This window comes from Flavobacterium sp. M31R6 (assembly GCF_013284035.1).
Classification (GTDB): Bacteria; Bacteroidota; Bacteroidia; order Flavobacteriales; family Flavobacteriaceae; genus Flavobacterium.
Genome location: NZ_CP054141.1, coordinates 3523392 through 3548453, shown reverse-complemented (window position 1 = coordinate 3548453; position 25062 = coordinate 3523392). Strand labels below are relative to the sequence as shown.

The following is a 25062-nucleotide window of genomic DNA, read 5'->3' as shown; positions in this document are numbered from 1 at the left end:
TTTAAAGGTTTACAGGATTGCTAATTGATTCCGATAGAGACTTGATAATTGGCCTTGGCGAGTTCCAATTGTATTTCGTGAATTTTTTGACTGTTTTTGGCTTCGTACAAATTGGTGAATTCGGTCAAATATTCGGAGGCGGTAATGACTCCGTTTTTTAATTGTGAACTGGCCGATTTTTCAACATATTCACGTAAAGAAATTATATCGGTATCGGTTGCAATATTGGCTTCTGCTTTTTGTATTTCGGCATTGATTTCTTGCAATTGTATTTTGTTATTGAGTAAGAAAGTTTCTTTTTCGGTATTTACAATGCTTGCAGAAACAATTAAAGCTTCTTTTTCATTCTTAGTTTTATTCCAATCAAATACATTCCAATTGGCTTTCAATCCTACCATAAAAATGGGTTCAAAAGAATTTTCAATCATGTTTAGTCCCGGATTACCGTAACCTGCTATTCCAAAGGCATTTATTTTAGGCAAATTGTTTTTAGTCAATATACTTTTTGAAACATCGATTTGCTGTTCCTGTAATTCGAAATAGTGTATTTCAGGTCGGTTTATAGTTGTATTTGTTGGTGTTGTAATAATTGGTTTGTCCAATTCTGTTGTTTCCGGAATGTTGGAGTATGTTATGGAAGAAAGATTTTCAAACAACTTTTTCTTGTCGTATTGAATTTCCGAAAGCTGCTGTTTGATTTTCAGGTTTTCGGCTTCCAATACTTTTTCGGAGGCAGGTAAAATGGCACCAAATTGAATTCCCGTTTTGACTTCTTTTATTTTGGATTCCAATTGTTTTTGTTTGGCAATCAAAAGGTCTTTTCGCTCCTGCAAAAGTAAAATAGAAAAAAACAACTGATTGATTCTAGATTTGAGTTGGTATAAATTGACCTCTACTTGTTGCTGTTGGGTTTTGGTTTGGGCTTCTTTGAGTTTGGTATTGGCATCAATCAAGCCTCCATTGTAAAGCAACTGATTAATGTCTAATGAGGCTTTGTATTGGTCTTTATTTAGTGGGGATATAAAAGGATTTGGAATTTCGGTTACTTGATTTTGGTAGGTTCCTTGGGCATTCAAATCTATTTTTGGCAATTTTCCGGTTTGCAAAGCATTTACTTCATAATCGGATTTTTGCTGTAATAAAGTAATTTGTTTGGCGGTTGGATAATTTTGCCGAACTAAAGAATAACAATTTTCAAGCGTCATTTTTTGCTGCGCTAAAGCAAAAAGCGGGAATAAAAAAAGGATGTTAAAAGTATATTTTAAAGTTCTCATTTTTTAATCGAATTAATAATAGTTTCGGCTATGCTTGTTTTTCGTTCTTCCATCATTTCATTGAATTCAGTTTCTGAAAGCTGAATGATTCCTTTTACCATTGTTTTGGCTGCAAAAGGAAAAACCGTCATCGAAAAAATATCTAATAAAAGCTGTTTTGGAGGAATAGGTTTAATGATTCCTTCTGCTATTTCTTTTTCGATTTGCGCTAATAATGGAGTAGGATTGGGGCGGTTTTTATGATTTAGAAAGGATAGTACAAATTCAGGATTGTTATTCATTTCCTGAATTACGAACGACGGCAAATAAGGGTTGATAATGACAAATGAAATATAACTGTTTGTGAATTTTTTAATTTTTTCGAAAACTGTTGCATCCGAATTGAAGATCTCATTAATCTGCGGAGCCAATTGGCTGAAGGCATTCATAAAAACTGCTTCAAAAAGCAATTGTTTGTTTTTGAAGCAATAATGCAGCATCGCTTTATTGATACCTGCTTCATCTGCAATTTCTTGCATGCGTGCCCCGGCGAATCCTTTTTTTTGGAACACTATTCTGGCGGCATTGAATATTTTTTCTTCGGTAGTCATTGGTGCTAACTGTATGGTTTAACCGTTTGGTTAACAAAGATAGATAAAAAAAGTATTTCGGGTTGAAATACTTATGATTTATTTTTATGATCCTGCGTTCTAATTTAGCAGTTAACGTTTTATTTCTGCTTTTTCTCTTCTTTCACAAACATATTAAACAACAATCCCCCTAGTAAACTGCCATAAAGAGTGGAGTTTACAGGTTTTGAGGTTATAGCGCAACTGCCCGAAGCACAACCCACAAAGTGATAATATAAATAACCGGAAATAGCCCCAACGACAATTCCGATGCTTGTTATGATAATTGCTTTTCGGTTCATGAGTTACTTTTTTCTACAATAACCTTGATTAAATCGGAGGTGCTTAGAACTCCAGATTGTCTCCACAATTGTTTTCCGTTTTGAAAAAGAATCATCGTAGGAACGCCTCGAACTTGATATTGCGAAGCGATTTGCTGGTTTTTATCGACGTCAATTTTGATGATGGATATACGGTCACCTAAATTGTCTTTTACTTGTTTCAGAATGGGAGCCAATGTTTGGCAAGGCCCACACCAAGTGGCAAAAAAATCAACCAAGACTGGTTTTTCGGATTGAATGATATCGTTGAAAGTACTCATTTTTTATGTATTTATTTTTTAGGAATTGTGCAGCCTTTTGGTCCGCAACCCGTATTAAAAATAGCCTGAATAAAGAAAAATAACCCGAAGGCGATGAAGAACCATTCGTTCGTATAATAAGCTTGTGCGAATAAAAATACGGCAAAAGCCAATCGAAAAATTCGCATAATATGCCAGTTGGTAAATAGTAAATCTTTCATTTTTTGTGTTTAAGAAAGTTTATTTGAGTTGCTTCCTGCTTCAGCTGGAGGAAATTTTTATAATTTTTGTTTAATTTTATATTTTTCATCATAAGCGATTTCTTTTTGCAATATTTCCAATGCAACTTCAACTTTGCTTACAATTAATACTTCTGCAAAATTACTGCTCATGCTTACGTTTAAAACGCTTTCAAGTGCCGAGAATTTCTCGGAAACTGTATTCTTGCAACCATTGCAGGTGATTCCTTCAAATGGGTATAAATTGACTAGCACTTCACTGTTTTTTTGCAATTCGATAAACAATTCGGAACCAGCTCTCGGCGTGGCAGAATTTTGGCAAACTTCCATTTTTAGAAAATTAAAAGCCTGTTGAAAAAGCAAATTATATTCTTCTTGGCTTCCGCCAAAAGGAGGGCCACTTTCAAATGTTCGGTTGAATAATAATCCCGAAATTTTTCCTTTGTTGGCCAAAAGCTGATGCATTTTCCAGACGTATTTTTGACGCATTATAGGAGGCAAAGCACAAAAGAATGTCTGTTCGATGATTAGATCATATTCACCTTGATGTTCAAAAAAGTCTCCCAATACGATATTGATATTGGAATTATTCTTGAATTTGGTTTTTAGATTTTCTATTAATGTTGGAGCAATGTCAATTACGGTAACGTTTGTAAAACCCTGTTCCAGAAGATATTCCGCTTCATAGGTATTTCCACAACCAGGGATTAAAATTTGAATGGCTTTGTCTTCTAAAGTATCAATATAACTTTTTATGGGAGGGGATACTTCTCCCAAATCCCAACCAGTTGTATTGGATTGATATTGGTTGTCCCAATAGACTTTATCCAAAGGTTTTTCACAGGACACCACGCAGCATTGTAGTTCTTCCATATTATTGTTTTTTATTGGTGTTTATGCCTAAAAGTGTGTACAATGGGCAAAAACTAATGAAGCTGGTTAGTAAAAAGATGATGGCAAAAGCTAATAAAACAATGGCTAGTGTACCAGTTATAATACCGGCATAGTATAATATTGCAATGATAATTCCAATTATCGAACGAATCAACTTGTCTGTAGCACCCATATTTTTTTTCATGATAAAAGTATTTATTGGTTAATGAATTGTATTTTTTAAAATTGCCATTGCTATTGAAATTGCTATTGAATTTTACTTTGGCACACAAAATCAGTTCTTGGAATATCGGTTTTGGCGATAGCGTTAAATCCACCCTCTATTTCACTGAAATTTCTAAAACCACGGGCTTGCAAAATCGATGCTGCAATCATGCTGCGGTAACCACCAGCGCAATGCATAAAGAAATGCTCTTTAGGGTCAATGTCTTTTATCCAATCGTTGATGTTTGACAGCGGTTTGCTGAAAGCTTCTTCGATATGTTCAGCGCTGTATTCACTTTGTTTACGGATGTCGATGATTTTGCTTTCGCCAATTTTCACTTGCGCTTTGAATTGGTCTGGAGTGATTCGGTTTACGGTATCAATTTCTTTGCCCGCTTTTTTCCACGCCTCAAAACCACCTTCTAAATGTCCCACTAAATTGTCAAAACCCACACGGCTCAAACGTGTCACAGTTTCTTTTTCTCGTCCTAATTCGGTCACTAATATGATAGGCTGTTTTACATTGGCAATCAAAGCGCCCACCCAAGGAGCAAAATCACCATTGATTCCGATGTTTATGGATTGCGGAATGAAGCCTTTTGCAAAATCGCCGTTGTTTCTTGTGTCTAAAATTAAAGCACCCGTTTCCTCTGCGATTGTTTCAAATTCATTAGCGGATAAACCTTTCATACCTAGATCCAATACATTTTCAAAACTGGCATATCCTTTTTTATTCATAGCCACATTCATTCCAAAATAGGCTGGGGGAGGCAGTAGTCCATCGGTCACTTCTTTGATGAATTCAGTTTCGGTCATATTGGCTCTCAAAGCATAATTGGTTGCTTTTTGGTTACCGATGGTAGAAACAGTTTCCTTGCTCATGTTTTTGCCACAGGCACTACCCGCACCATGAGCAGGATAAACAATGACATCATCTGCCAACGTCATCACTTTGTCTCTTAACGAATGATATAATAATCCAGCCAATTGTTCCTGTGTCATCGAAGCTGCTTTTTGGGCAAGATCAGGTCTTCCCACATCACCAATAAACAAAGTGTCACCGGAGAAAATAGCATAATCTTTTCCGTTTTCGTCTATTAATAAATAGGTGGAACTTTCCATGGTGTGACCAGGAGTATGCAGTACTTTTATTTTGATATTTCCTATTTCAAATAGTTGGCTGTCTTTCGCAACGGTGGCTTTAAATTCTGGTTGGGCTGTTGGTCCATAAACGATTGGAGCTCCTGTTTCTTTGCTTAAATCCAAATGTCCCGAAACAAAATCGGCATGGAAATGGGTTTCAAAAATATACTTCAGCTTGACTCCGTCACGTTCGATTCGATCCAAATAAGGTTGTGTTTCTCTCAGCGGGTCAATTATGGCCGCTTCACCATTGGAAGTGATGTAATATGCGCCTTGTGCCAGACAACCTGTATATATTTGTTCTATTTGCATTGTGTTTTTATTTTTAATGTGATACAAAGTTACTTCTGTTTTATGATACTATCTGTGACAAAAATTACTTTAACGTAAGTTTAATTTAATGAGTGACTGAGATTCTAAGCCACTAAGTTTCTAAGATTTTGATGAATATTTCTTTTTTTAATCTCAGCAACTTAGAATCTCATCGGCTTAGTAGCTTTGAATATTCTAAATAGCAAAAAATTCCTTAACAAAAATATAAATTCCCATTACCAAAATAAACCAACCGAAAATGGGTTTTAGTTTGTCGCCGTCTATTTTTTTAGACAATTGTGTGCCAATAATCATTCCGATAAAAGCCATGCCTGAAATAGTTAATAAGAAAGGATAATCGATGGGTGTGCCAATATATAAATCGCCAATAAAACCAATGGAGGAATTAACAAAAATAATTAATAATGAAGTTCCAACAGCCTGTTTCATGGGTAAATTGGCAAAAAATAAAAGAGCAGGAATAATTAAAAATCCTCCGCCAGCACCTAAAAAACCAGTTACAATTCCAACTACAGAACCAATTATTGCCAATTGCAGATAATTGGTACCAGTAGATTGTATTTGAGAATTAGTTTTATTAATCATAGAAAATGAGGCCGCCATCATTAATACTGCAAAAATGATCATAATCAGAAAGTTCTTGGTGACCTGAAAATCATTTATCGTAAAAATGATATTGGGAATCTTTAAAATGATTACTTCTCGGATAACCAATATTGAAAATACAGAAGGAACTGCAAAATACATTGCCGATTTGATTTTGAGATTTCCCATTCGGTAATGAGTGTAACATCCGGACAAAGCCGTAATTCCGACGATAAATAAAGAGTAACTAGTGGCCAATTTTGGGTCTATTTTGAATAAATAAACCAATATGGGAATAGTCAAAATAGAACCTCCACCGCCTATTAAACCTAAAGAGAGACCTATTATGACAGATGCCAAATAACCGAAGTATTCCATGTTTTATATTTTGTTTGGAGCAAAGATGCGAAGACTATTTTTTGTAAACTGTAACTTTTGTCACTTTTTAAAAAGTTTTCAGTTTTCAGTTATCGGTTATCGGTTATCGGTTTTCAGTTATCGGTTTTCAGATAACTCATAACAGATAACTCATAACAGAAGACTGACAACTACATCAAAATCTCAATCTGATTGCGATGTAAAACCACCAAGCCTCTTTGTTCCATTTTCTTGAGCAGTCTCGAAATAACTTCTCTGGAAGTATTCAAATCAGAACCGATTTCTTGATGGGAAAGTTTAAGTTCTTTGCAACCACAAGCTTCAACCTGTCGTTTAAGGTAAAACTCCAGACGTTCATCCATAGCTCTAAATGCAATACTGTCTATAACTTCCAGTACTTCTTCAAAACGATTTCGATAAGTGCCAATGACAAATTCATACCAAGACCGATGCTGCATCATCCATTTGTCCATAAGCGACAACGGAACCATAACTACTTCGGCATCATCAACCACTTTAGCCATAATTTGGCTTTTTTCATTCTTAGCTGCACAAACCATAGATAAGGCACAGGCTTGTCCGGGCTGTAAATAATACATAAAAAATTCACCACCATCGTCATCTTCACGATAGACTTTGATGGTTCCCTTGGTTACCAGAATTGTGTTTTTGATATATTGTCCAGTACGCATGATGACTTCACCCGAATTGAAATTTTTGATAATTTCAGTTGCTTTTATATCTTGAATCAGTTCTTTTGAAAAGGATGGGAATGTTTTTTTGAGCTGCTCTGGCATTTTTATTTTTATTTTGAAATGAGTTTTAATTCCAATACTGTAAAAGTAATAAAAAAGGAGAAGTCTTTGATAAATGAAAAGGGAAGTAGCTGTAATAAATTATGAAATACAGAAAAGAATCGGATAATTAAGTCCTGATTTTAAACTATAAATAACAGATGTTTGCATTTGTTGAATATTGATTTTTACGAAAACGTTTTCTTTAGTTTATTGATTAATTCACAAAAAAGGGGTGTATTGTTTGAGGAAAATCTTGTATTTTTACGAAAAAATAAATATTATGAATTTGACACAAGAGCAATGGGTTTCTCAATTTGAAGCCGATGAAAATGCAGTAATATTAGATGTAAGAACTGAAGACGAATGCGATCAAGGTATAATTGAAGGTTCTATTAATATCGATATTCATAAAGGACAGGAATTTATAGATGCTATTGCAGCGTTGGATAAAAGCAAAAATTATTATGTATACTGCCGCTCAGGAATGAGAAGTGCAAAAGCATGTGAAATCATGAACGAGTTAGGGATAGAAAATGCCTATAATTTACTTGGTGGTATCATAGAATGGAATGGTGATATAGTATAATATCACAAACAATACAAAAAAGAGGCTTCAGCCTCTTTTTTAAATCTATTAAAAAAACAACCAAAATAACCACAGAATGAATACAATACCTCAAGAATTTCAAATTACAGCACCACTTATTCAAGATACTTATTTGGTAAATGGAAAATTGAAAAAATGGACAGGAAAAACAACTGAAGTTTATTCTACAATTTCTTCAACCGAAAAATATGAACCAACTCTATTAGGTTCAATTCCTTATATGGGAGAAGCAGAAGCGCTAGAAGTGGCAGAGTCTGCAAAAGCTGCTTTCAATAACGGACAAGGTTTATGGCCAACGATGAAAGTTGTTGACCGTATTAAGTGTATGGAAAAGTTTGTTGCCCAAATGAAAGAAACCCGTACCGAAGTGGTAAAACTTTTGATGTGGGAAATTGGAAAAACACTTGGTGACTCCGAAAAAGAATTTGACAGAACGGTAGAGTATATTATAGACACTATCGAAAGCTATAAAGAATTGAACAGTCGTTCGGCTCATTTTTCTAAAGTGCAAGGTATAAATGCGATGGTGCGTAGAGGACCTATTGGAGTGGTGCTGTGCCTTGGACCGTACAATTATCCATTGAATGAAACTTTTACATTGCTTATTCCTGCTTTGATTATGGGGAATCCCGTAATTTTCAAACCGGCAAAACATGGAGTTCTATTAATTTCTCCATTGTTGGAAGCTTTCAGAAGCAGTTTCCCAAAAGGAGTAATCAGCATTGTTTATGGTAGAGGGCGTGAAATCGCTTCGCCAATAATGAAATCTGGAAAAATCGATATTTTGGCCTTGATTGGAAATAGTAAATCGGCGATTGCTTTGCAAGACCAACATCCAAACAAAAACAGATTGCGTTTGGTATTAGGTTTAGAAGCGAAGAATCCAGCGATTATTCTACCGGATGCCGATTTGGACTTGACAATTCAAGAATGTATTGCAGGAACTTTATCTTTTAATGGTCAAAGATGTACTGCATTGAAAATTATATATGTACACGAAAATATAGCTGCTGAATTCAACAAACGTTTTGCCGAAAAAGTAGATGCTCTTGCTTTTGGAAATCCTTGGGAAAAAGGAGTGTCATTGACTCCACTTCCAGAAACTGAAAAACCGGCTTATATCCAGGAATTGATTGATGATGCTACCAGTAAAGGTGCAAAAGTGATTAATGCAAAAGGAGGGAAACACACGGATAATTTTATATTCCCAGCCATTTTGTTTCCTATAAATAAAGAGATGAGAGTGTATCATGAAGAACAATTTGGTCCAGTGGTACCTGTTTTGACTTTCAAAGATATCCAAGAACCATTAAACGATATGGCCGAATCTAATTATGGTCAACAAGTGAGTTTGTTCGGTAAAAATATTAAAACCATTGCGCCGCTTATCGATACTTTGGTGAATTTGGTTTGTAGAGTAAACTTGAACAGTTCCTGCCAGAGAGGTCCAGACGTTTTTCCATTTACAGGAAGAAAAGATTCCGCTTTTGGGACATTGAGTATTCATGATGCTTTACGTTCATTTTCAATTAGAACTTTTGTGGCTTCAAAAGACAATGCCTACAACAATGAAATTTTGCAGGAATTGTTGAATAGCAAAGAATCTAATTTCATCAATACCGATTATATTTTGTAATCAATTTTTATACAATTTAAAAAGCGTCTCATTTTTTGGAATGAGGCGTTTTTTTTTAGCGTAAAAGAGAATGGTGTTATTGTAATTGTTTGTTTTATAATGGTCTATAAAATTTGGCTTTAAATTGTTTATATTTGTATAAATAGACACATGCTATTTTTTAATGTGGATTATTGGATAACTGCAGTTTAACTCTTGCTTATAAATTTTTAAAAATAATTGCCATCAAAAGAAAAATAAAAATAGCAGCCAAAAGTATTCATGAACGTTTGCATAGTGAACCTTATTATATGCATGCCAAACTGAGCTTTATTCCTAATATTGTAATTAATATTATCACTTTTATTATAGCATTTGCTTTAGTAGCTACTATTTTGTATTTACTGATAAACTTTTTGATAAAAGCGTTTTATCATTTGTAATGGCGAATGAGGTAAAAAATCTTTAAAAATTTGTTACAAAAATCTTTATTTTTAGACTTATTGGTTATTATTTGTAATAATCATCAAAACCAAAAATCTAAAAATGAAAAAACCAACCTTCTTAAAATTATTATTAGCATTTCTATTTCTTGCGCAAAGCGGTTTTGCACAAGAACTTTATATGCCTAGAAACATCAAAGATGCTTATGCAAAAGGAACCCGCTCTATGGATGGTTTGCCTGGCAAAAACTATTGGCAGAATCACGGTAAATACACCATGGATATTACGGTAGACGCCACTACCAAAATAGTAAGCGGAATAGAAACTATTGTGTATGAAAATAACAGTACGGACACTTTGAAGAATATGCCAATACGTTTTGTAAATAATTTGCACAAACCGTCTTCTCCCAGAAGTGGTAATGTAAGTGATGATTTTTTATCAAATGGACTAACGATTACTTCTTTAAAAATAAATGGAGAAGTTTATAAGGAAGATGCCAGAAAATGGGGAACGGTAGGTAATGTAAAGATGAAAAAGCCTATTCTTCCAAAATCCAAAGCAACTCTTGAAATTGAATGGAATTACCCTTTGTCTAAAGAAAGCGGTAGAGAGGGACAAATTGACGAAACTACTTTTTATGTTGCTTACAGCTATCCTAGAGTATCTGTTTTTGATGATTACAATAGATGGGATAGATTGCCCCATACTGACCGTCAAGAGTTTTATAATGACTTTAATGACTATACCTATACGGTAAAAGCACCCAAAAATTATGTTGTTTATGGAACAGGTGATTTATTGAACCCAGACGAAGTTTTGCAACCTGAGTTTGCTGCCCGTTTAAAAAAATCATACACAACAGATGAGGTAATACATGTAGCCAATGACAAAGAAATGAGTGAAGGACGTGTAACTCAACAGAAAGATTGGAACAGCTGGAAATTTCAGGCTAACAACATTACCGATGTTTGTTTTGCTTTAAGCAATCATTATGTATGGGATGCCGGAAGTGTTATCGTAGATACCAAAACCAATCGTAGAACCAGTACTCAAGCCGCTTATGATTTAGTAAAAGGAACCGATTTTATAAACTCTGTTAAAAATAACAATTATGCGTTGTCTTGGTTCTCCAATAATTGGCCTGGTGTGCCGTATCCGTTCTCTAAGATGACCGCTTTTCAGGGATTTGCCGATATGGAGTATCCTATGATGGTTAATGATTCTCAAACGGGAGATGCCGTTTTTGCACAATTGGTTCAGGATCATGAAATCGCGCATACCTATTTTCCTTTTTATATGGGAATAAACGAAACCCGATATGCTTTTATGGACGAAGGTTGGGCTACTACTTTTGAATATTTGATTGGTATAGCTGAACATGGTAAAGAGGCAGCTGATAAATTTTATAAGGAGTTCAGAGTCAATTATTACATCAATGATTCTTCAACAGAGGAGGATCAGCCTATAATTTCGATGTCAACTCAAGTATCGGATGCAGGTTACGGCAATAATTCATACGGTAAAGCTTCCCTTTCTTATCTGGCCTTGAAAGACATGCTTGGAGACGAGCAATTTAAAAAATCACTGCATTTTTATATGGATACATGGAATGGGAAACATCCAATTCCTTGGGACTTTTTCAACTGTATAAATACTAGTTCAGGTAAAAATTTAAATTGGTTTTTCAACAATTGGTTTTTTACCAATAACTACATTGATTTAATGATTGAAAAAGTGGAAAATGGTAATTCAAAAAATACAATTTGGGTTAAAAATGTAGGTGGTTTTGCCATTCCTTTTGATGTTGTTGTTGTGTATAAGGATGATACAAAAGAGGTTTTACATCAAAACCCTGCCATTTGGCAAGCGAATCAAAAAAATACAGTAATTTCTTTAAAATCAAATAAAACAATAAAATCAATTTCTATTGATAATGGTATATTTATGGATGCTACTCCGTTAAATAATTTATGGAATAATCAGTAAATTTTGATTATATCTGATATTTATTAATTTTTTCTAATTATTCTGCTTTTTACTTAAAAAAGTGCTGATTTCATGATAAATGTCAGCTTTATTGCTACAACGTTTTCTTAAATTTGACGTATAATTTAATAGCACAAAGCCATGAAAGTAGCATTCAAAATTTTCGTAGTATTAGCTTTACTAATTGTGTCAGGGACAAAATGTATTGCGCAAGAAATAAGCTGGGTTGCACCAGAATATTCTAACTCATTGAAAAATCCATTTGTAGGAAATCAGAAGGCAACCGATGAAGGAAAAGAAATATTCAATCAGATGTGTGTATTATGCCATGGTGTAAAAGGACAAGGAAATGGAGAAGCAGGACTTACTTTGCAACCCCATCCTGCGAATTTTTTAGCTCTGAATGTAAAAAACCAACCCGATGGTGCTATTTTTTGGAAGATAACCAACGGGAAAGCTCCAATGGCTACTTACTTTGAACTTTTAACAGACGACCAACGATGGAAATTGGTCAACTATATACGAGAATTAGAAAAAAAATAGTTTTGAATTAGTAAAGAAATAAATTTTTTTTTAAGGGAAACCGCCGCCACTTATACTTAAGAGGTGACGGTTTTTTTTGTGGATTAAATGGAACTCATTTGATTCAATAATCTAATTTTTTGTACTGTACTGAAATTCCTCTTTATAAGCGTGTTTGCATTTAAAATTGAAAATGGAGTAATAAGTTTGTTAATTTTTATGTAATTTTAAGACGTTTAATCTGTTGATATAGATTTAGTTAAGTTTTTTTATTTTTTGGTACCCAATCTATCCTGCAAAATATCGGTTTTCGAATGTCTTAGGCTTATGCCATAATAAGCAAAGATGTTGATAATCGAAAAAAGAGGCCTAAGAAGATTTAGTAAGTGAGGTTGTACTCAAACAAATTAATAAAAATAGCTGGATTATGAAAAAGCACTTTTTTATCATCTTATTAGTCAGTTTTCAGGTATTTTATTCCTCAGTTTCCGCACAACTTATTTCCAGTAATTTCACTGCTTATCCTGATTTGGGAGGCACTTTTATCACCGATATTATCACTGACAAGCAAGGGATAGTCTGGATAACAACCAGTAATGGACTTGTGCAATATGATGGATATGAATTTAAACATTATGATGTAGATCCCAAAGATCCCAAAAAAATGGGCAGCATTTTAACCAAAAAACTTTTTGAAGCTCAGGATGGCCATATTTGGATTGGCTGCACAGAGCTACTCAGTGAATATAATCCCGTTACAAAAACATTCAAAAACTATGATTTTTTAAAGCTAACGGATTTTCCTTTGGGTTCACAACCCTCTATAATGACTATAAATGGGGATTCGAGAGGGCGGATTTATTTTGGAGTGGATTCTTTTGTTGGTTTAAAATCTACTCATGCTCTTTTCTATAAAGATGAAAAAAGTAATGCACTCAAACGTTTTGATTCACCCAATGATCAAGAAATAAAAAATGTTTATAAAGCTGCTACAGACCATTTGGACAATATCTGGGTATTTGCGGATAATGGTTTTTTTAGGATTGACAAAAATAAAAATATTCATAAAGCGAAGTGGCCAATACCCGAGTATCTGAGTAATCAATACTATAGCACAATTAAATGCGATGATAAAGGGAATGTCTGGATGAGTTCAAGTAGTGAAGTCTATTCAGTTCTGAGTGTCTGGAATCCCAATACAGGTAAAGTGAAATCCTATCCTTTTAAAGCACCATTCATTAAGAATAATGATTTTTTTATTACTGAAATAGAGTTTGATTCAAAAGGGAATATCTGGTTAGGTACTACTTATGGTTTAATATATTTTGATCTGAAAAAAGAGCAATTTGAAGTGTTGAATGAAGATCAAAATCAAAGATTGACAAAAAATGTTCTTACTTGTCTCCATTTGGATTCTTTCGATAATCTTTGGATCGGAACAGAAGCTCAGGGATTACTTAGATATACTAATCGAGTTGTGTTGAAATCCTATGTCTATAAAAAAAATGAAAAAAAATCCATTACTCAAGGCTGGGTCAATAAAATATTTGAAAGTGGGGATGGTAAAATTTGGATGACTAACGATGGGGGTTTTAATTTTTTTGATCCTGTTACCAATTCTGTAACACCTTATCCGATTTCGAAAATACAATCAGGGGTAATTTGGTTTTTTGGTATTGGTTTAAATTCTCCCGATGAAATTCTCTTCCAAACGAACCTTGGTTTTTTTCTTTTTAATACAAGTACAAAGACTTGTAAAAAAGCTATTCTGGATCCTAGAATGTATAAGCTTCATATTTACAGTCTATTTAATGATAGTAGGGGAAATCAATGGTATTGCACGGTTAATGGTGTTTTTTTAAAAGCTAAAAATAGCCATGTATTTATTCATTTTGATTTGTCAAAGACGTTTGGATCTGGTAATAACAGTAATGATGTAGCCAATATTTATGAGAGCCCTGGTCAGGGAATATGGTTACTTTCCAATAATGGATTATTTCTATATAATTATGATACCGATAAAATAGTAAGACATGCATTTGATAAGAAGAAAGGTGATGTTTTAAAATCGCAAGACATCAATTCGCTTTACGTTGATAAAGAAGGAATAGTTTGGGTTGGGACTTGGGGTGGTGGTCTTAGCAGATACAATATCAAAACAGGAAAAATTATAACATATAGTACCAAAGATGGTTTGCCCTCTATGGGTGTCCAAGGTATTTTGTCAGACGAAAAAAACAAAGCACTTTGGCTTAGTACTTTTGATGGAATCAGCAGATTCAGTATTGAAGAAAAACAATTTAATAATTTTTCGATGGAAGAAGGTATACAAGGGCGTCTTTTTGCCGATGGATCATGCCTTAAAACATCTGGAGGCCTTATGTTTTTTGGTGGTAGTAATGGTATCACTGTTTTTAATCCAAATAATGTATCTAAAAACTCAACCCCACCGAAAGTATATATTACCGATTTTAAAATTGGTGATATTTCAATGTATTATGGCAGTGATTCTATTCAAAAATATAAAGGATCATTACCCAAAGATTTTATTCTAAAGTACAATCAAAACAGTATTTCCGTCAATTATACAGGAATACATTATGCTAACCCTAGCAGAAATAAATTCAGCTATAAATTGGAGAATTATGATAACAATTGGCGTGAAGTAGGGAATGTTCGCACGGCTTATTATTATGATCTGCCCCCAGGAAACTATATTTTTAAAGTAAAAGGGGCGAATAGTAATGGTGTTTGGAACAAAATAGGAGACTCGGTGGCCTTTAGTATTACTCCACCTTGGTGGCGTACTTGGTGGGCGTATGCGTTATATGGTGTATTCTTTATGTTAGTTGTATTTTTGATAGACCGCTTCCAACGAAAAAGAATTCTTGAAAAAGAGCATGCTTTGGCTAAAGAGAAAGAACTTGCCCATGCTCGTGAAATCGAAAAGGCCTTTAATACACTAAAAACCACCCAACTTCAACTCATTCAATCCGAAAAAATGGCTTCGCTTGGGGAGCTTACTGCTGGGATTGCCCATGAGATCCAGAATCCATTGAACTTTGTCAATAATTTTTCCGAAGTTAGTTTGGAACTGATTGACGAAATGAATGATGAAATGGATAAAGGCGAAACGGAGGAAGCCAAAACAATAGCAATCGACCTCAAACAAAATTTAGAAAAAATAATCTTTCATGGCAAACGTGCCGACGGAATTGTAAAGGGGATGTTACAGCATTCCCGCGTTAGTTCGGGACAAAAAGAAGTGACGGATATTAATGCACTTGCCGATGAATATTTAAGACTGGCTTATCATGGTTTACGAGCAAAAGACAAAAGCTTCAATACTGAAATTGAAACTCATTTTGATGCAAAACTTCCAAAGGTTGATGTAATTCCGCAGGATATAGGTCGGGTTTTACTCAATTTGTTTACCAATGCTTTCTATTCCACACACCAAAAACAAAAAATGACGACGCAAGAATACAAACCAGTTTTATGTGTGACAACAGTTCAAAAAGGAAATTTTATCGAAATTACGGTAAAAGATAATGGTACAGGAATTCCAAATGCAATTAAAGATAAAATAATGCAACCATTTTTTACCACAAAACCTGCTGGGGAGGGAACCGGTTTGGGATTGTCATTGAGCTATGATATTGTTGTGAAAGGACATGGAGGCACTATCAATGTGGAAACGGAAGAAGGCAGTGGAGCCACTTTTATTATAACATTACCTGTTTGATTTTTAGATTATTGGAGACTGAATAGATGCTAAGTTGCTAATAAACTAAGATTCTGAGTCACTAAAAACACACACTTAGAATCTTAGAGACTTAGCTTCTTAGAAACTTAAAAAAAAAACTAAATATGAACTTTGATTATATCCTATTACTAATCGTTTTTAGTCATTTGCGAAGAGCATTGCAAAGTAAAATTTTATTACCGAAAATAGATAAATATTTGGCAATAGGTTTTTGGTTCTCGATTGCGCTTATGATTGCGCAACTTATTTTAGATTCCCAGAAAGGTATTACTGCTTGGATAGCACATGCAATGTTATTTTCTCTAATCTACTTTTGCCTTACTCAAAAAGAATTTAAATCTGTTAAGTCTTTTATTTATTCCATATTACCTTTTGTAGTTGTAAATTTTATAGAAGATTGTATTGAGTTGATCAATTCTCCTTTTCATGATGAATGGAATAATTATTTTGATACGGCAATCTTTTTTTCAATCGTTTGGTTTTTTGCCATGTTTTTCATTACCAGAAAACAACGAAAAGAAATGGAAAAAGAACAGTTAAAAGCCATTGAGTTTGAAAAAGAGTTTCAACAGTCTGAAATTTTAAAAGAAAAATTAGAAAAACAAGTAGCAGAGCGTACAGCTGAAATCCTTGGTCAAAAAGAAAAATTGCAAAAGGCACTTGATAAACTCAAAACTACGCAAGTACAATTGATACAATCTGAAAAAATGGCATCGCTTGGTGAACTCACCGCAGGTATTGCCCATGAAATCCAGAACCCATTAAACTTTGTCAATAATTTTAGCGAAGTGAGTAGTGAACTTCTGGATGAAATGAATGAAGAAATTGAAAAAGGAGATTTTGAAGAAGTAAAAAATATAGCTGGCGACATCAAAAAAAACTTAGAAAAAATCAATTTTCATGGCAAACGTGCTGATAGTATTGTAAAAGGAATGTTGCAGCATAGCCGAATAGGGAATAATGTAAAAGAACCCACAAACATCAATAAACTTGCCGATGAATACCTGCGGCTTGCTTATCATGGACTTCGAGCCAAAGACAAAAGTTTTAATGCTGACCTAGTTACTGATTTCGATGAAAACCTACCTAAAATAAATGTGTTAACACAAGAAATTGGCCGTGTATTACTGAATTTATTCACAAATGCTTTCTATGCTACACAGCAAATGCAGAAGAAATCAGGAGAAACCTACAAACCAATGGTTAGTGTGAAGACAGTACTAAAAGATAAAGGAATTGAGATAACAGTAAAAGACAATGGTATAGGAATTCCAAAAGCTATCAAAGATAAAATAATGCAACCGTTCTTTACCACCAAACCAACAGGGGAAGGAACCGGTTTAGGTTTGTCACTGAGTTATGATATTATTGTTAAGGCGCATGGTGGTAGAATTACTGTTGATAGTCGAGAAAATGACTATACTGTCTTTACAATTTTTCTTCCAATGGAAGAAAAGTAAAATATTCAAATAATAAAATTTGTAAATTTAATGGTGCTTAAATGATTGATAGTTAGTGATTATGGGTTGCTGTTTAAATAATAATAATTTTAAATAAGTTTAAATGAAGATATTAGTAGTAGACGATGAAGCCGATATACAGCCGCTTTTTTTGCAGCATTTTCGCAAAGAATTACGTCATCATGATTTCGAATTCGACTTTGCTCTTTCGGGTGAAGAAGCGGTGGAATATCTTAATGGTAATAGCTTGGAAGTGGTGCTAATTCTATCTGATATTAATATGCCAGGAATGAGCGGTATTGATTTATTATGCAAAATCCGACATGATTATAAAGACTTCTCACCGGTTGTGATGATGATTACCGCTTATGGGGATGAAGAAAATTACAAACAGGCAATGGAAAAAGGTGCGGATGATTTTTTGACAAAACCGCTGGATTTTAATCTATTAAAAGAGAAACTAAAAAAAATCATGGACAATGGCTAAGATACTTGTAGTTGATGACGAAGCAGATTTAGAGATTCTGGTAAAGCAAAAGTTTAGAAAAAAGATTCGGGAGAATGTTTACGAATTTATTTTTGCCCAGAATGGGGAAGAGGCTTTGCAGAAAGTTTCGGAACATCCAGACTTGGATATCATATTGAGTGATATTAATATGCCAATAATGGATGGACTAACTTTGTTGAGCAGGTTGCCCGAGGCCAATCCTATGCTGAAAGCGGTTATGGTGTCTGCTTATGGCGATATGCAAAATATAAGGACAGCAATGAATAGAGGTGCTTTTGATTTTGTCTGTAAACCCGTTGATTTTGATGACTTGGATTTAACTATGGAGAAAACCATATTGCATGTCAAACAATTGCAGGAAACTATAAAAGCAATCAAGGAGAATAATATTCTTAAGATGTACGTAGATGAAAATGTAATAAATTTTATGACCAATAAGGAGTTTGAAACCAGTCTTCTTAAAAATGAAATGCTGGAAGCCACGGTACTTTTTGTAGATGTCTGTGGTTTTACTTCAATTACAGAGCAATTCCCGGCAAATACAATCGTGAATTTACTTAACGGATTATTTGATACAATCGTAAAAGAAATTATTGCCCAGGAAGGCCATGTAGATAAATTTATGGGCGATGCGGTTATGGCTGTTTTTAGAGGAAAATATCATCTGGACAGGGCTATTGATGCAGGACTTGCTTTAAAAAATCAAATCAAAAACATAGAAGAAATAACAGTTGGAGATAAAAAATACAAACCGGAAATTTCAATTGGTATCAACTCTGGGGAAATGGTTTCCGGAAATATTGGTTCGGCATCTTTAAAGCGATTTGATTATACCGTTATCGGCGATGCAGTAAATACGGCACAAAGGTTGCAAAGTGTTGCCAAACCAGGTCAAATCCTTATTTCAGAAGCAGTTTTTAATACTGTAAAAGAATCTTTTAAGTGTGAACTAAATGGTGAATATGTTCTAAAAAACAAATCGGTATCCGTAAACACCTATGAAGTAATTGAATGAGTTTTTTAGTTCTTTAAATACAAAAAAAACGGTATTACTTAAGTCTTGAGTAATACCGTTTTTTGAAGGTGTGAATTTTGAATTAATTACCTTTTTTAGTGATTGTAACTATTGAATTCCTCATCGGTTACTCTCTCCAGCCAATCAACAGCTCCTTTTGGAGTAACAGCAGTAATGGCTAAATGAGTTAGTGCATGATCTCGTGAAGCACCATGCCAATGTTTAATATCGGCAGGTATTTTGATTACATCGCCTCTCTGAATCAATTGAATCGGTTTACCTTTTTCCTGATAATATCCAATACCATCAGTTACAATAAGGATTTGACCTCCCGGATGGGTGTGCCAATTGTTTCGGGCTCCCGCTTCAAAAGTTACGTTACCAATCACACTGTTGAATTCATTTTCATTCACCAATAATTTAACCCAGGCATTTCCCGTAAAATAATCAGGATTGGCTTTGTCTCCCTGAGGGAAAAGATGGTTTTGTTCTATTTTATCTGTTGTGGTCATATTTTTTTATTTTATAGTTTCTAAGACACTAAGATTCTAAGTTACTAAGAGTCAAAAAATCTTAGCAACTTAGAATCTCAGAAACTTAGTATCTTAGATTATCCTTTAAGCGAAGCCATATCAATTACAAAACGGTAGCGTACATCACTTTTCAGCATTCTTTCGTATGCTTCGTTGATGTCTTGCATTTTGATTAATTCAATTTCGGATACAATGTTGTGTTTACCGCAAAAATCTAGCATTTCCTGTGTTTCAGCGATTCCGCCAATCAAAGAACCCGCTACCGATTTTCTTCCCATTATCATCGGAACAGTATTTAAAAACGGTTCCAGACCGCCCAAGTATCCTACCAAAACCAAAGTTCCATTGGTATTCAAAGTCCCCACATAAGGATTTACATCGTGAACATAAGGAACAGTATCAATAATCAAATCGAATTTTCCGCCTACAGCACTCATTTGATCATCCTCAGTTGAAATTATAACAGCATCGGCACCCAAGTCCAAAGCGTCTTTTTCTTTACCTGGACTTCTTGAAAATAAAGTGACTTCTGCACCCAAACCTTTGGCCAGTTTTATGGCCATATGGCCCAAACCGCCTAAACCTACAACGGCAACTTTACTTCCTTTTCCAACTTTCCAGTGACGAAGTGGTGACCAAGTCGTAATACCGGCACACAACAAAGGCGCAGTGGCGGCAAGGTCAAGATTGGCAGGCACTTTCAGAACGAAGTGTTCTTCGACCACAATTTTTTCAGAATAGCCTCCATAAGTCATACCTCCCAAATATTTGTCCGGACTGTTATAAGTACCAATCCACCCATTAGAGCAATATTGTTCTAAGTCGTGTTTGCAGTTATCGCAAGTGTGGCAAGAACCGACCAAACAGCCGACAGCGGCAAAATCACCCACTTTTAGTTTGGTGACTTCGCTTCCTACTTTAGTCACTTTCCCCACAATTTCGTGGCCAACAACAGTCGGATACGTCGTAAATCCCCAGTCATTTCTGGCGGTGTGTAAATCCGAGTGGCAAACGCCACAATACAAAATATCGATTTCAATATCTTTCGCAGTTGCGTTTCTGCGTTGGATATCCATTTGTTTTAAAGGAGCATCAGATGCCTCAGTGCCGTAAGCTTTTACATTTGTGGTTTCCATTCGATTAGATTTTAAATTATTTTTTTAAATATGTTATTTCAAGGCACATAAAGATACTGAGTTTTTGGTTAATTATTTCATATTGTGAGAATTAACAAAAGTTTTTTCATGGTTTTTAGGAGCAGAAAATCCATTTTCATAAACATATTCAGTCCCGCTGTCTACTATATTCCCGATTAAGAAAAAACTACGGCAAAAAAACCTTGTTTTTCTAAATCGGGAGATGCCGTTTCCATCGGGGCTAAACGAGGAATTTAGTTTTTCATAAAAATTTTGGCCAATTGTATTGTTATGCTTCATACTGGCAAGAGCTTCTCGTTCGTACATACAATTAACTCAACAGTATCCTAAAACTACCATTTGTGGTAAAAGAATTAGTTATTTTTTATACTGCCAATTTGGATCAGAAAGTGAAGGTCTTCCAAAGGCCTGCATACATTTTTTCAGAATGTAAGCCAAGCAGATGATGGTGAAGGGCTAGGGAAGTTGAATAATTAGATTATACAAGTTTGTCTGCAGTTATTAGCATTTAAACTCTATTGTAATCCCCTTTCCAGTTTTTAATTACTTTTTTAATTTCAGTTCCTGAAAGATTTTCATAAAGCGTCTTTTCAACCAGTTTTACAAATTCATCATCCGGAGCAAATCGTAAAGCAAATAACTGATTATCTTTTAATCGTTTTTCGAAATTCTCCATTTTTTTTCCGGTAAGAGAAAAATATCGATATCGGAGTTCCAAGCGTACAATTCTATTTTGTAAAGTAAGTGCATAATGTTGACGCAGCATAAAAGCTAGAAAAAACAACACAATAAGAATAGCACTGATAAAAGTCCAAATCAATTGATCTTCTGAAGTAAAAATGAAATACACACTAAAAACCAACAATGTCATTACAACCGGATAATAAATAAAATGATGCGGCGTATAATATCGAATGTGATTTTTAAAGGATTGTTTTTTCATGCCTCTTATTTTTTATATCATGCTTCAAGTTATACTTTACACATGTATATTCATTATATTATCAAAAAGCCCAAATACTTTAAGCAGCCAGATAATAACAAAGATTACAACGACTATGTTAAAGATATTTTTGATTTTAGAATCCATCGGGATATAAGTGTTAACGAGCCAAAGAAGGACACCTACAACAATTAATACGAGCAATACGGTAATTAATGGCATAACATTGAAGTTTTAAAGTTAAACTCAAATGTATTTCACATTTTACTGAAACTCTTTATATAATTATTTTTAAATGTTGCATAATTCAATTCCTAAACAATTGTGTCCTATACTATTGTTACTAATTGGAAACCTTATTAAATGAAAAAACGCTGTCAAACCGAAGTCTTACAGCGTTCATCAAATTAAATAATAAAAAAAGGGTATTATCTGGGCTGTTCAGTTGCTGACACAGCTTACTTGTCTGCAAATTTATTACAATATTAATTCGGCTAACGCTTCTTTACTGAATCCTACAAGCTCATTAGTTTTTCCAGATTTTATTTTTGCAGTCCAATTTGGGTCAGAAAGTAAAGGCCTTCCAACGGCAACCAAATCAAAATCGCCTCTGTCGAAACGTCTTGTCAGTTCATCCAAAGAGGCAGGCTGAGAACTTTCGCCAGCAAAAGCACCAAAGAAATCACCAGAAAGTCCAACAGAACCAACAGTAATGGTTGGAGCTCCGGTTACTTTTTTAGCCCATCCTGCAAAATTCAGATCCGATTTTTCAAATTCGGGTTCCCAGAAACGGCGTTGTGAACAATGCAGAATATCAACTCCCGCATCCACAAGAGGCGTAAGCCAAGCGTCTAATTCCTGCGGTGTTTTCGCCAGTTTATAATTGTAATCAGAAGGTTTGAATTGAGAGAAACGCATGATAACCGCAAAATCATTTCCGACTTGTTGTCTGATTTCTTTCACGACATCAATTGCAAATCGACTGCGCTCCTTTAATGTTTTTCCGCCATAAATATCAGTGCGTAAATTAGTTTCCGCTCTAAAAAACTGGTCAATTAAATAACCGTGCGCACCGTGAATTTCGATAGTGTCAAAACCCAATCTTTTGGCATCGGCAGCAGCTTTTCCGAAAGCAATAATGGTGTCCTCAATATCTTTTTCAGACATTGTATTTCCGTTATTGAAATCAGGACGATTCAATCCAGACGGACCTTCAAAAGGCACCGGCGGAACCCAGCCCGAATGGTGATTGTCCATAATTCCCATATGCCAGATCTGCGGCCCCATTTGACCTCCGGCTGTATGCACTTTATCAATCACTTTTTTCCATCCTTTTAGTGCTTCATCGCCATAAAAGTGAGGGACATTTCCATCATTGGATGACGAAGGTCTGTCGATAACAGTTCCTTCGGACAAAATTAAACCAACTTCGCCTTCGGCTCTTTTTTGATAGTAGGAAGCAACTTCATCAGTCGGAATTCCGTTTGGAGAAAAGGAGCGCGTCATTGGCGCCATTACGATTCTATTTTTAAGATTTAGCGTCTTCAGATTGAAAGGCGTAAATAAATTAGTTGTACTCATATTATTTATAATTTAGGTGTTATTAATTTTTATTTTTAGGAGCAGAACATTTGATATTTCATCAACAGTTGTCCCGCTATTCGTTACAATCTTGTGAGCCGAACCCCGGCTCACAAGGATTTCCACTACTATCGGGGCTAAAAGAAAACATTTGGTATTTTTATAATCATTCAAAAAAGACTGAATCTCAACCATAGCCCGCGGTTTCAACCGTGGGAAACGTTTTAAAAATGCAACGATTGCATCCAACGGTTGAAACCGTTGGCTATGGTAAATTCAAAAGGCAAAATATAAAATAGGTCTCTTTTCTTCATAAAAGAATCCGTGTCAATCTTTTCGATCCGTTTCATCCGTGTCCCATTATAACGCATAGCAGGTTTCAACCGTTGGAGATTGAGGAATATTATCTCCAGCCTCCACCTAATGCACGATACAATTCGGTATTAGCAGATAATTGTTCTCTTTTTATGTTGGCGAGTTCCAGTTCGCTTTGCAATAAACTTGCCTGTGCTGAAAGTACTTCAAGGTATTCTGCCATTCCGTTTTTGAATAACATTTTTGCGTTTTTAATGGCTAGTTGCAAAGTCTTCACACGCTCTTGCAAAAACGATTCTTGTTGGTGCAATTTCTCCACTTTCACCAAAGCATCCGATACTTCACTAACCGCTACTAAAACCGATTGTCTGAAATTTAAAACTGCTTTTTCTCTTTCGGCTACAGCGATATTATATTGCGTTTTTAGTTTTTTATTATTCAGCAATGGCTGTGTTAGACCTCCGGCAACAGTTCCAAATAAGGAAGCCGGAATGTTGAACCAGTTACTAGATTCAAACGAATTTAATCCGCCTTGAGCTGTAATTCTTAATACAGGATACAAATCGGCTTTTGTGATTCCAACATTTGCATTCGCAGATTTCAGAGCCAATTCAGCGCTTTTTACATCAGGTCTTCGACTTATTATTGAAGAGGGAATCCCGATTGAAGCATTATTTTTCACTTCAACAGCACTAAGAGCGATGCTTCTTTTTTTCGAATTAGGGAATGAACCCGTCAAAACACTCAAAGCATTTTCCTGAATCGCAATGTTTTGTTCCAATAAAGGAACTAATTGCGCCGCATTTAATTTCTGCGCTTCCGATTGCTGAATGGCTAATGAAGTTACTTGTCCGGCATCAAATTTCAATTTGATTATAGTGGTGGTGCTGTCAATTAACTGCACGTTTTTCTTGGCGATTTCTAATTGTGCGTCCAGCATCAAAAGATTGTAATATCCATTTGAAACATTGGCCACAACAGTAGTCTGCAGTGCTTTTTTTACTTCTTCCGATTGAAGATAATTGGCAAAAGCTCCTTTCTTCTGGTTTTTGATTTTACCCCAAATATCTGCTTCCCACGAAAGTGAAACGCCAGTCGAGAAATCATCAATATGTTTTGCGCCCAAAGCCTGATCCAGAGTTCTTCCAGTAAAACTGTTATCAGAAGGATTATTGGTGTTGGCAGTCACAAATAAATTGGCTTGCGGTACATTTCCCCATTTAGATTGCGTGAATCTGTATTGCGCAATTTCAATGTTTTTAGTCGCAATCTGCAAATCATTGTTTCTGACCACGGCACTGTCAATAAGCTGAATAATATCTTTTTCTGTGAAGAAATTTTTCCACTCCAAATCACCGATGCTTGCGGTGTCTTTTGAAACCGATGCATTCCTGAAATTCTCAGGAAATGCATTTTTTGGAGTTTCAATATCCTTCGAAACAGTACAGGATATTATTGTGGTGATCAAAATGGCGATCATCACGGTTTTGGTTATATACTTTTTCATTTTTACTTTTTCGTAATTAAATTTCTGGACAGCTATCTTTTTTTGTTTCAAGATCTTTTGACACT

The 25062-nt window shown here is 34.9% G+C and carries 25 protein-coding genes; 8 read left to right on the top strand and 17 right to left on the bottom strand.

Annotated elements, in window-relative coordinates; all coding sequences use genetic code 11:
* Positions 1 to 20 precede the first annotated feature (20 nt).
* The 10 genes from HQN62_RS14590 to HQN62_RS14545 all read right to left on the bottom strand — a co-directional run bounded on the left by HQN62_RS14590 (position 21) and on the right by HQN62_RS14545 (position 7035).
* A complete protein-coding gene (locus HQN62_RS14590) occupies positions 21 to 1274 on the bottom strand; it encodes a TolC family protein (RefSeq protein ID WP_173504931.1) in 1254 nt (417 codons plus the stop codon).
* Complete coding sequence (locus HQN62_RS14585; RefSeq protein ID WP_116797723.1) at positions 1271 to 1864, bottom strand: TetR/AcrR family transcriptional regulator; 594 nt, start codon at positions 1862 to 1864, stop codon at positions 1271 to 1273. Before HQN62_RS14585 ends, HQN62_RS14590 begins: the two co-directional genes overlap by 4 nt.
* A 119-nt stretch (positions 1865 to 1983) precedes the next feature.
* Positions 1984 to 2184, bottom strand: a complete 201-nt coding sequence (locus HQN62_RS14580; RefSeq protein ID WP_116797724.1) for a DUF6132 family protein — start codon at positions 2182 to 2184, stop codon at positions 1984 to 1986.
* Complete coding sequence (gene trxA, locus HQN62_RS14575) at positions 2181 to 2483, bottom strand: thioredoxin (RefSeq protein WP_173504930.1); 303 nt, start codon at positions 2481 to 2483, stop codon at positions 2181 to 2183. The genes HQN62_RS14580 and trxA overlap by 4 nt, the downstream gene beginning before the upstream one ends.
* An 11-nt stretch (positions 2484 to 2494) precedes the next feature.
* Positions 2495 to 2683, bottom strand: a complete 189-nt coding sequence (locus HQN62_RS14570; protein WP_173504929.1) for a hypothetical protein — start codon at positions 2681 to 2683, stop codon at positions 2495 to 2497.
* 57 nt (positions 2684 to 2740) lie between these two features.
* Positions 2741 to 3574, bottom strand: a complete 834-nt coding sequence (locus tag HQN62_RS14565; protein WP_173504928.1) for a methyltransferase domain-containing protein — start codon at positions 3572 to 3574, stop codon at positions 2741 to 2743.
* 1 nt (position 3575) lies between these two features.
* Complete coding sequence (locus HQN62_RS14560; protein WP_116797728.1) at positions 3576 to 3779, bottom strand: YgaP family membrane protein; 204 nt, start codon at positions 3777 to 3779, stop codon at positions 3576 to 3578.
* Between the two features lie 62 nt (positions 3780 to 3841).
* A complete protein-coding gene (locus HQN62_RS14555) occupies positions 3842 to 5254 on the bottom strand; it encodes an MBL fold metallo-hydrolase (protein WP_173504927.1) in 1413 nt (470 codons plus the stop codon).
* Positions 5255 to 5449: 195 nt separating this feature from the next.
* A complete protein-coding gene (locus HQN62_RS14550; protein WP_173504926.1) occupies positions 5450 to 6238 on the bottom strand; it encodes a sulfite exporter TauE/SafE family protein in 789 nt (262 codons plus the stop codon).
* A gap of 170 nt (positions 6239 to 6408) precedes the next feature.
* The gene (locus HQN62_RS14545; RefSeq protein WP_173504925.1) at positions 6409 to 7035 is read right to left on the bottom strand and encodes a Crp/Fnr family transcriptional regulator; all 627 of its coding nucleotides are present in this window, start codon (positions 7033 to 7035) and stop codon (positions 6409 to 6411) included.
* 280 nt (positions 7036 to 7315) lie between these two features.
* On the opposite strand from HQN62_RS14545, the gene HQN62_RS14540 reads away from it, so the two are divergent.
* The 8 genes from HQN62_RS14540 to HQN62_RS14505 all read left to right on the top strand — a co-directional run bounded on the left by HQN62_RS14540 (position 7316) and on the right by HQN62_RS14505 (position 18961).
* On the top strand, positions 7316 to 7621 hold the full coding sequence (locus HQN62_RS14540) for a rhodanese-like domain-containing protein (RefSeq protein ID WP_173505585.1): 306 nt from the start codon (positions 7316 to 7318) through the stop codon (positions 7619 to 7621).
* Between the two features lie 76 nt (positions 7622 to 7697).
* On the top strand, positions 7698 to 9278 hold the full coding sequence (locus HQN62_RS14535) for an NADP-dependent glyceraldehyde-3-phosphate dehydrogenase (RefSeq protein WP_116797733.1): 1581 nt from the start codon (positions 7698 to 7700) through the stop codon (positions 9276 to 9278).
* A gap of 525 nt (positions 9279 to 9803) precedes the next feature.
* Positions 9804 to 11690 (top strand): M1 family metallopeptidase, encoded by a 1887-nt coding sequence (locus tag HQN62_RS14530; RefSeq protein ID WP_173504924.1) that lies wholly within the window; start codon positions 9804 to 9806, stop codon positions 11688 to 11690.
* A 141-nt stretch (positions 11691 to 11831) separates the two neighbouring features.
* The gene (locus HQN62_RS14525; RefSeq protein ID WP_173504923.1) at positions 11832 to 12233 is read left to right on the top strand and encodes a c-type cytochrome; all 402 of its coding nucleotides are present in this window, start codon (positions 11832 to 11834) and stop codon (positions 12231 to 12233) included.
* A 406-nt stretch (positions 12234 to 12639) separates the two neighbouring features.
* Positions 12640 to 15957 carry a sensor histidine kinase gene (locus HQN62_RS14520; protein WP_173504922.1) on the top strand — a complete coding sequence of 1106 codons (3318 nt, stop codon included), beginning with the start codon at positions 12640 to 12642 and terminating at the stop codon, positions 15955 to 15957.
* 125 nt (positions 15958 to 16082) lie between these two features.
* On the top strand, positions 16083 to 17438 hold the full coding sequence (locus HQN62_RS14515) for a sensor histidine kinase (protein WP_173504921.1): 1356 nt from the start codon (positions 16083 to 16085) through the stop codon (positions 17436 to 17438).
* A 103-nt stretch (positions 17439 to 17541) separates the two neighbouring features.
* The gene (locus tag HQN62_RS14510) at positions 17542 to 17925 is read left to right on the top strand and encodes a response regulator (protein WP_173504920.1); all 384 of its coding nucleotides are present in this window, start codon (positions 17542 to 17544) and stop codon (positions 17923 to 17925) included.
* Positions 17918 to 18961: an adenylate/guanylate cyclase domain-containing protein gene (locus tag HQN62_RS14505; protein WP_173504919.1), complete on the top strand. Its 1044-nt coding sequence runs from the start codon at positions 17918 to 17920 to the stop codon at positions 18959 to 18961. The genes HQN62_RS14510 and HQN62_RS14505 overlap by 8 nt, the downstream gene beginning before the upstream one ends.
* Positions 18962 to 19056: 95 nt before the next feature.
* Here the strand turns inward: HQN62_RS14505 and HQN62_RS14500 are convergent, their stop codons facing one another.
* The 7 genes from HQN62_RS14500 to HQN62_RS14480 form a co-directional block, all read right to left on the bottom strand.
* A complete protein-coding gene (locus tag HQN62_RS14500; protein ID WP_173504918.1) occupies positions 19057 to 19473 on the bottom strand; it encodes a (R)-mandelonitrile lyase in 417 nt (138 codons plus the stop codon).
* A gap of 98 nt (positions 19474 to 19571) precedes the next feature.
* Positions 19572 to 20630, bottom strand: a complete 1059-nt coding sequence (locus tag HQN62_RS14495) for an NAD(P)-dependent alcohol dehydrogenase (RefSeq protein ID WP_173504917.1) — start codon at positions 20628 to 20630, stop codon at positions 19572 to 19574.
* A 529-nt stretch (positions 20631 to 21159) separates the two neighbouring features.
* Positions 21160 to 21594: a DUF6526 family protein gene (locus tag HQN62_RS14490; RefSeq protein WP_173504916.1), complete on the bottom strand. Its 435-nt coding sequence runs from the start codon at positions 21592 to 21594 to the stop codon at positions 21160 to 21162.
* Between the two features lie 36 nt (positions 21595 to 21630).
* Positions 21631 to 21816, bottom strand: coding sequence for a Thivi_2564 family membrane protein (locus tag HQN62_RS19065; RefSeq protein WP_116797745.1), 186 nt, complete (start codon positions 21814 to 21816; stop codon positions 21631 to 21633).
* A 255-nt stretch (positions 21817 to 22071) separates the two neighbouring features.
* Positions 22072 to 23175: an NADH:flavin oxidoreductase gene (locus HQN62_RS14485; protein ID WP_173504915.1), complete on the bottom strand. Its 1104-nt coding sequence runs from the start codon at positions 23173 to 23175 to the stop codon at positions 22072 to 22074.
* A 224-nt stretch (positions 23176 to 23399) separates the two neighbouring features.
* Entirely contained in the window at positions 23400 to 23525 is a 126-nt protein-coding gene (locus tag HQN62_RS19040) for a hypothetical protein (protein WP_256412176.1), read from the bottom strand.
* 53 nt (positions 23526 to 23578) lie between these two features.
* Positions 23579 to 24997, bottom strand: a complete 1419-nt coding sequence (locus tag HQN62_RS14480) for a TolC family protein (protein WP_173504914.1) — start codon at positions 24995 to 24997, stop codon at positions 23579 to 23581.
* Positions 24998 to 25062: the final 65 nt, after the last annotated feature.

Excerpts from the sequence above, each read along its gene's own strand:
- HQN62_RS14590 (WP_173504931.1), bottom strand. The coding sequence starts at position 1,274 with ATGAGAACTTTAAAATATACTTTTAACATCCTTTTTTTATTCCCGCTT.
- HQN62_RS14585 (WP_116797723.1), bottom strand. The coding sequence starts at position 1,864 with ATGACTACCGAAGAAAAAATATTCAATGCCGCCAGAATAGTGTTCCAA.
- HQN62_RS14580 (WP_116797724.1), bottom strand. The coding sequence starts at position 2,184 with ATGAACCGAAAAGCAATTATCATAACAAGCATCGGAATTGTCGTTGGG.
- trxA (WP_173504930.1), bottom strand. The coding sequence starts at position 2,483 with ATGAGTACTTTCAACGATATCATTCAATCCGAAAAACCAGTCTTGGTT.
- HQN62_RS14570 (WP_173504929.1), bottom strand. The coding sequence starts at position 2,683 with ATGAAAGATTTACTATTTACCAACTGGCATATTATGCGAATTTTTCGA.
- HQN62_RS14565 (WP_173504928.1), bottom strand. The coding sequence starts at position 3,574 with ATGGAAGAACTACAATGCTGCGTGGTGTCCTGTGAAAAACCTTTGGAT.
- HQN62_RS14560 (WP_116797728.1), bottom strand. The coding sequence starts at position 3,779 with ATGAAAAAAAATATGGGTGCTACAGACAAGTTGATTCGTTCGATAATT.
- HQN62_RS14555 (WP_173504927.1), bottom strand. The coding sequence starts at position 5,254 with ATGCAAATAGAACAAATATATACAGGTTGTCTGGCACAAGGCGCATAT.
- HQN62_RS14550 (WP_173504926.1), bottom strand. The coding sequence starts at position 6,238 with ATGGAATACTTCGGTTATTTGGCATCTGTCATAATAGGTCTCTCTTTA.
- HQN62_RS14545 (WP_173504925.1), bottom strand. The coding sequence starts at position 7,035 with ATGCCAGAGCAGCTCAAAAAAACATTCCCATCCTTTTCAAAAGAACTG.
- HQN62_RS14540 (WP_173505585.1), top strand. The coding sequence starts at position 7,316 with ATGAATTTGACACAAGAGCAATGGGTTTCTCAATTTGAAGCCGATGAA.
- HQN62_RS14535 (WP_116797733.1), top strand. The coding sequence starts at position 7,698 with ATGAATACAATACCTCAAGAATTTCAAATTACAGCACCACTTATTCAA.
- HQN62_RS14530 (WP_173504924.1), top strand. The coding sequence starts at position 9,804 with ATGAAAAAACCAACCTTCTTAAAATTATTATTAGCATTTCTATTTCTT.
- HQN62_RS14525 (WP_173504923.1), top strand. The coding sequence starts at position 11,832 with ATGAAAGTAGCATTCAAAATTTTCGTAGTATTAGCTTTACTAATTGTG.
- HQN62_RS14520 (WP_173504922.1), top strand. The coding sequence starts at position 12,640 with ATGAAAAAGCACTTTTTTATCATCTTATTAGTCAGTTTTCAGGTATTT.
- HQN62_RS14515 (WP_173504921.1), top strand. The coding sequence starts at position 16,083 with ATGAACTTTGATTATATCCTATTACTAATCGTTTTTAGTCATTTGCGA.
- HQN62_RS14510 (WP_173504920.1), top strand. The coding sequence starts at position 17,542 with ATGAAGATATTAGTAGTAGACGATGAAGCCGATATACAGCCGCTTTTT.
- HQN62_RS14505 (WP_173504919.1), top strand. The coding sequence starts at position 17,918 with ATGGCTAAGATACTTGTAGTTGATGACGAAGCAGATTTAGAGATTCTG.
- HQN62_RS14500 (WP_173504918.1), bottom strand. The coding sequence starts at position 19,473 with ATGACCACAACAGATAAAATAGAACAAAACCATCTTTTCCCTCAGGGA.
- HQN62_RS14495 (WP_173504917.1), bottom strand. The coding sequence starts at position 20,630 with ATGGAAACCACAAATGTAAAAGCTTACGGCACTGAGGCATCTGATGCT.
- HQN62_RS14490 (WP_173504916.1), bottom strand. The coding sequence starts at position 21,594 with ATGAAAAAACAATCCTTTAAAAATCACATTCGATATTATACGCCGCAT.
- HQN62_RS19065 (WP_116797745.1), bottom strand. The coding sequence starts at position 21,816 with ATGCCATTAATTACCGTATTGCTCGTATTAATTGTTGTAGGTGTCCTT.
- HQN62_RS14485 (WP_173504915.1), bottom strand. The coding sequence starts at position 23,175 with ATGAGTACAACTAATTTATTTACGCCTTTCAATCTGAAGACGCTAAAT.
- HQN62_RS19040 (WP_256412176.1), bottom strand. The coding sequence starts at position 23,525 with ATGAAACGGATCGAAAAGATTGACACGGATTCTTTTATGAAGAAAAGA.
- HQN62_RS14480 (WP_173504914.1), bottom strand. The coding sequence starts at position 24,997 with ATGAAAAAGTATATAACCAAAACCGTGATGATCGCCATTTTGATCACC.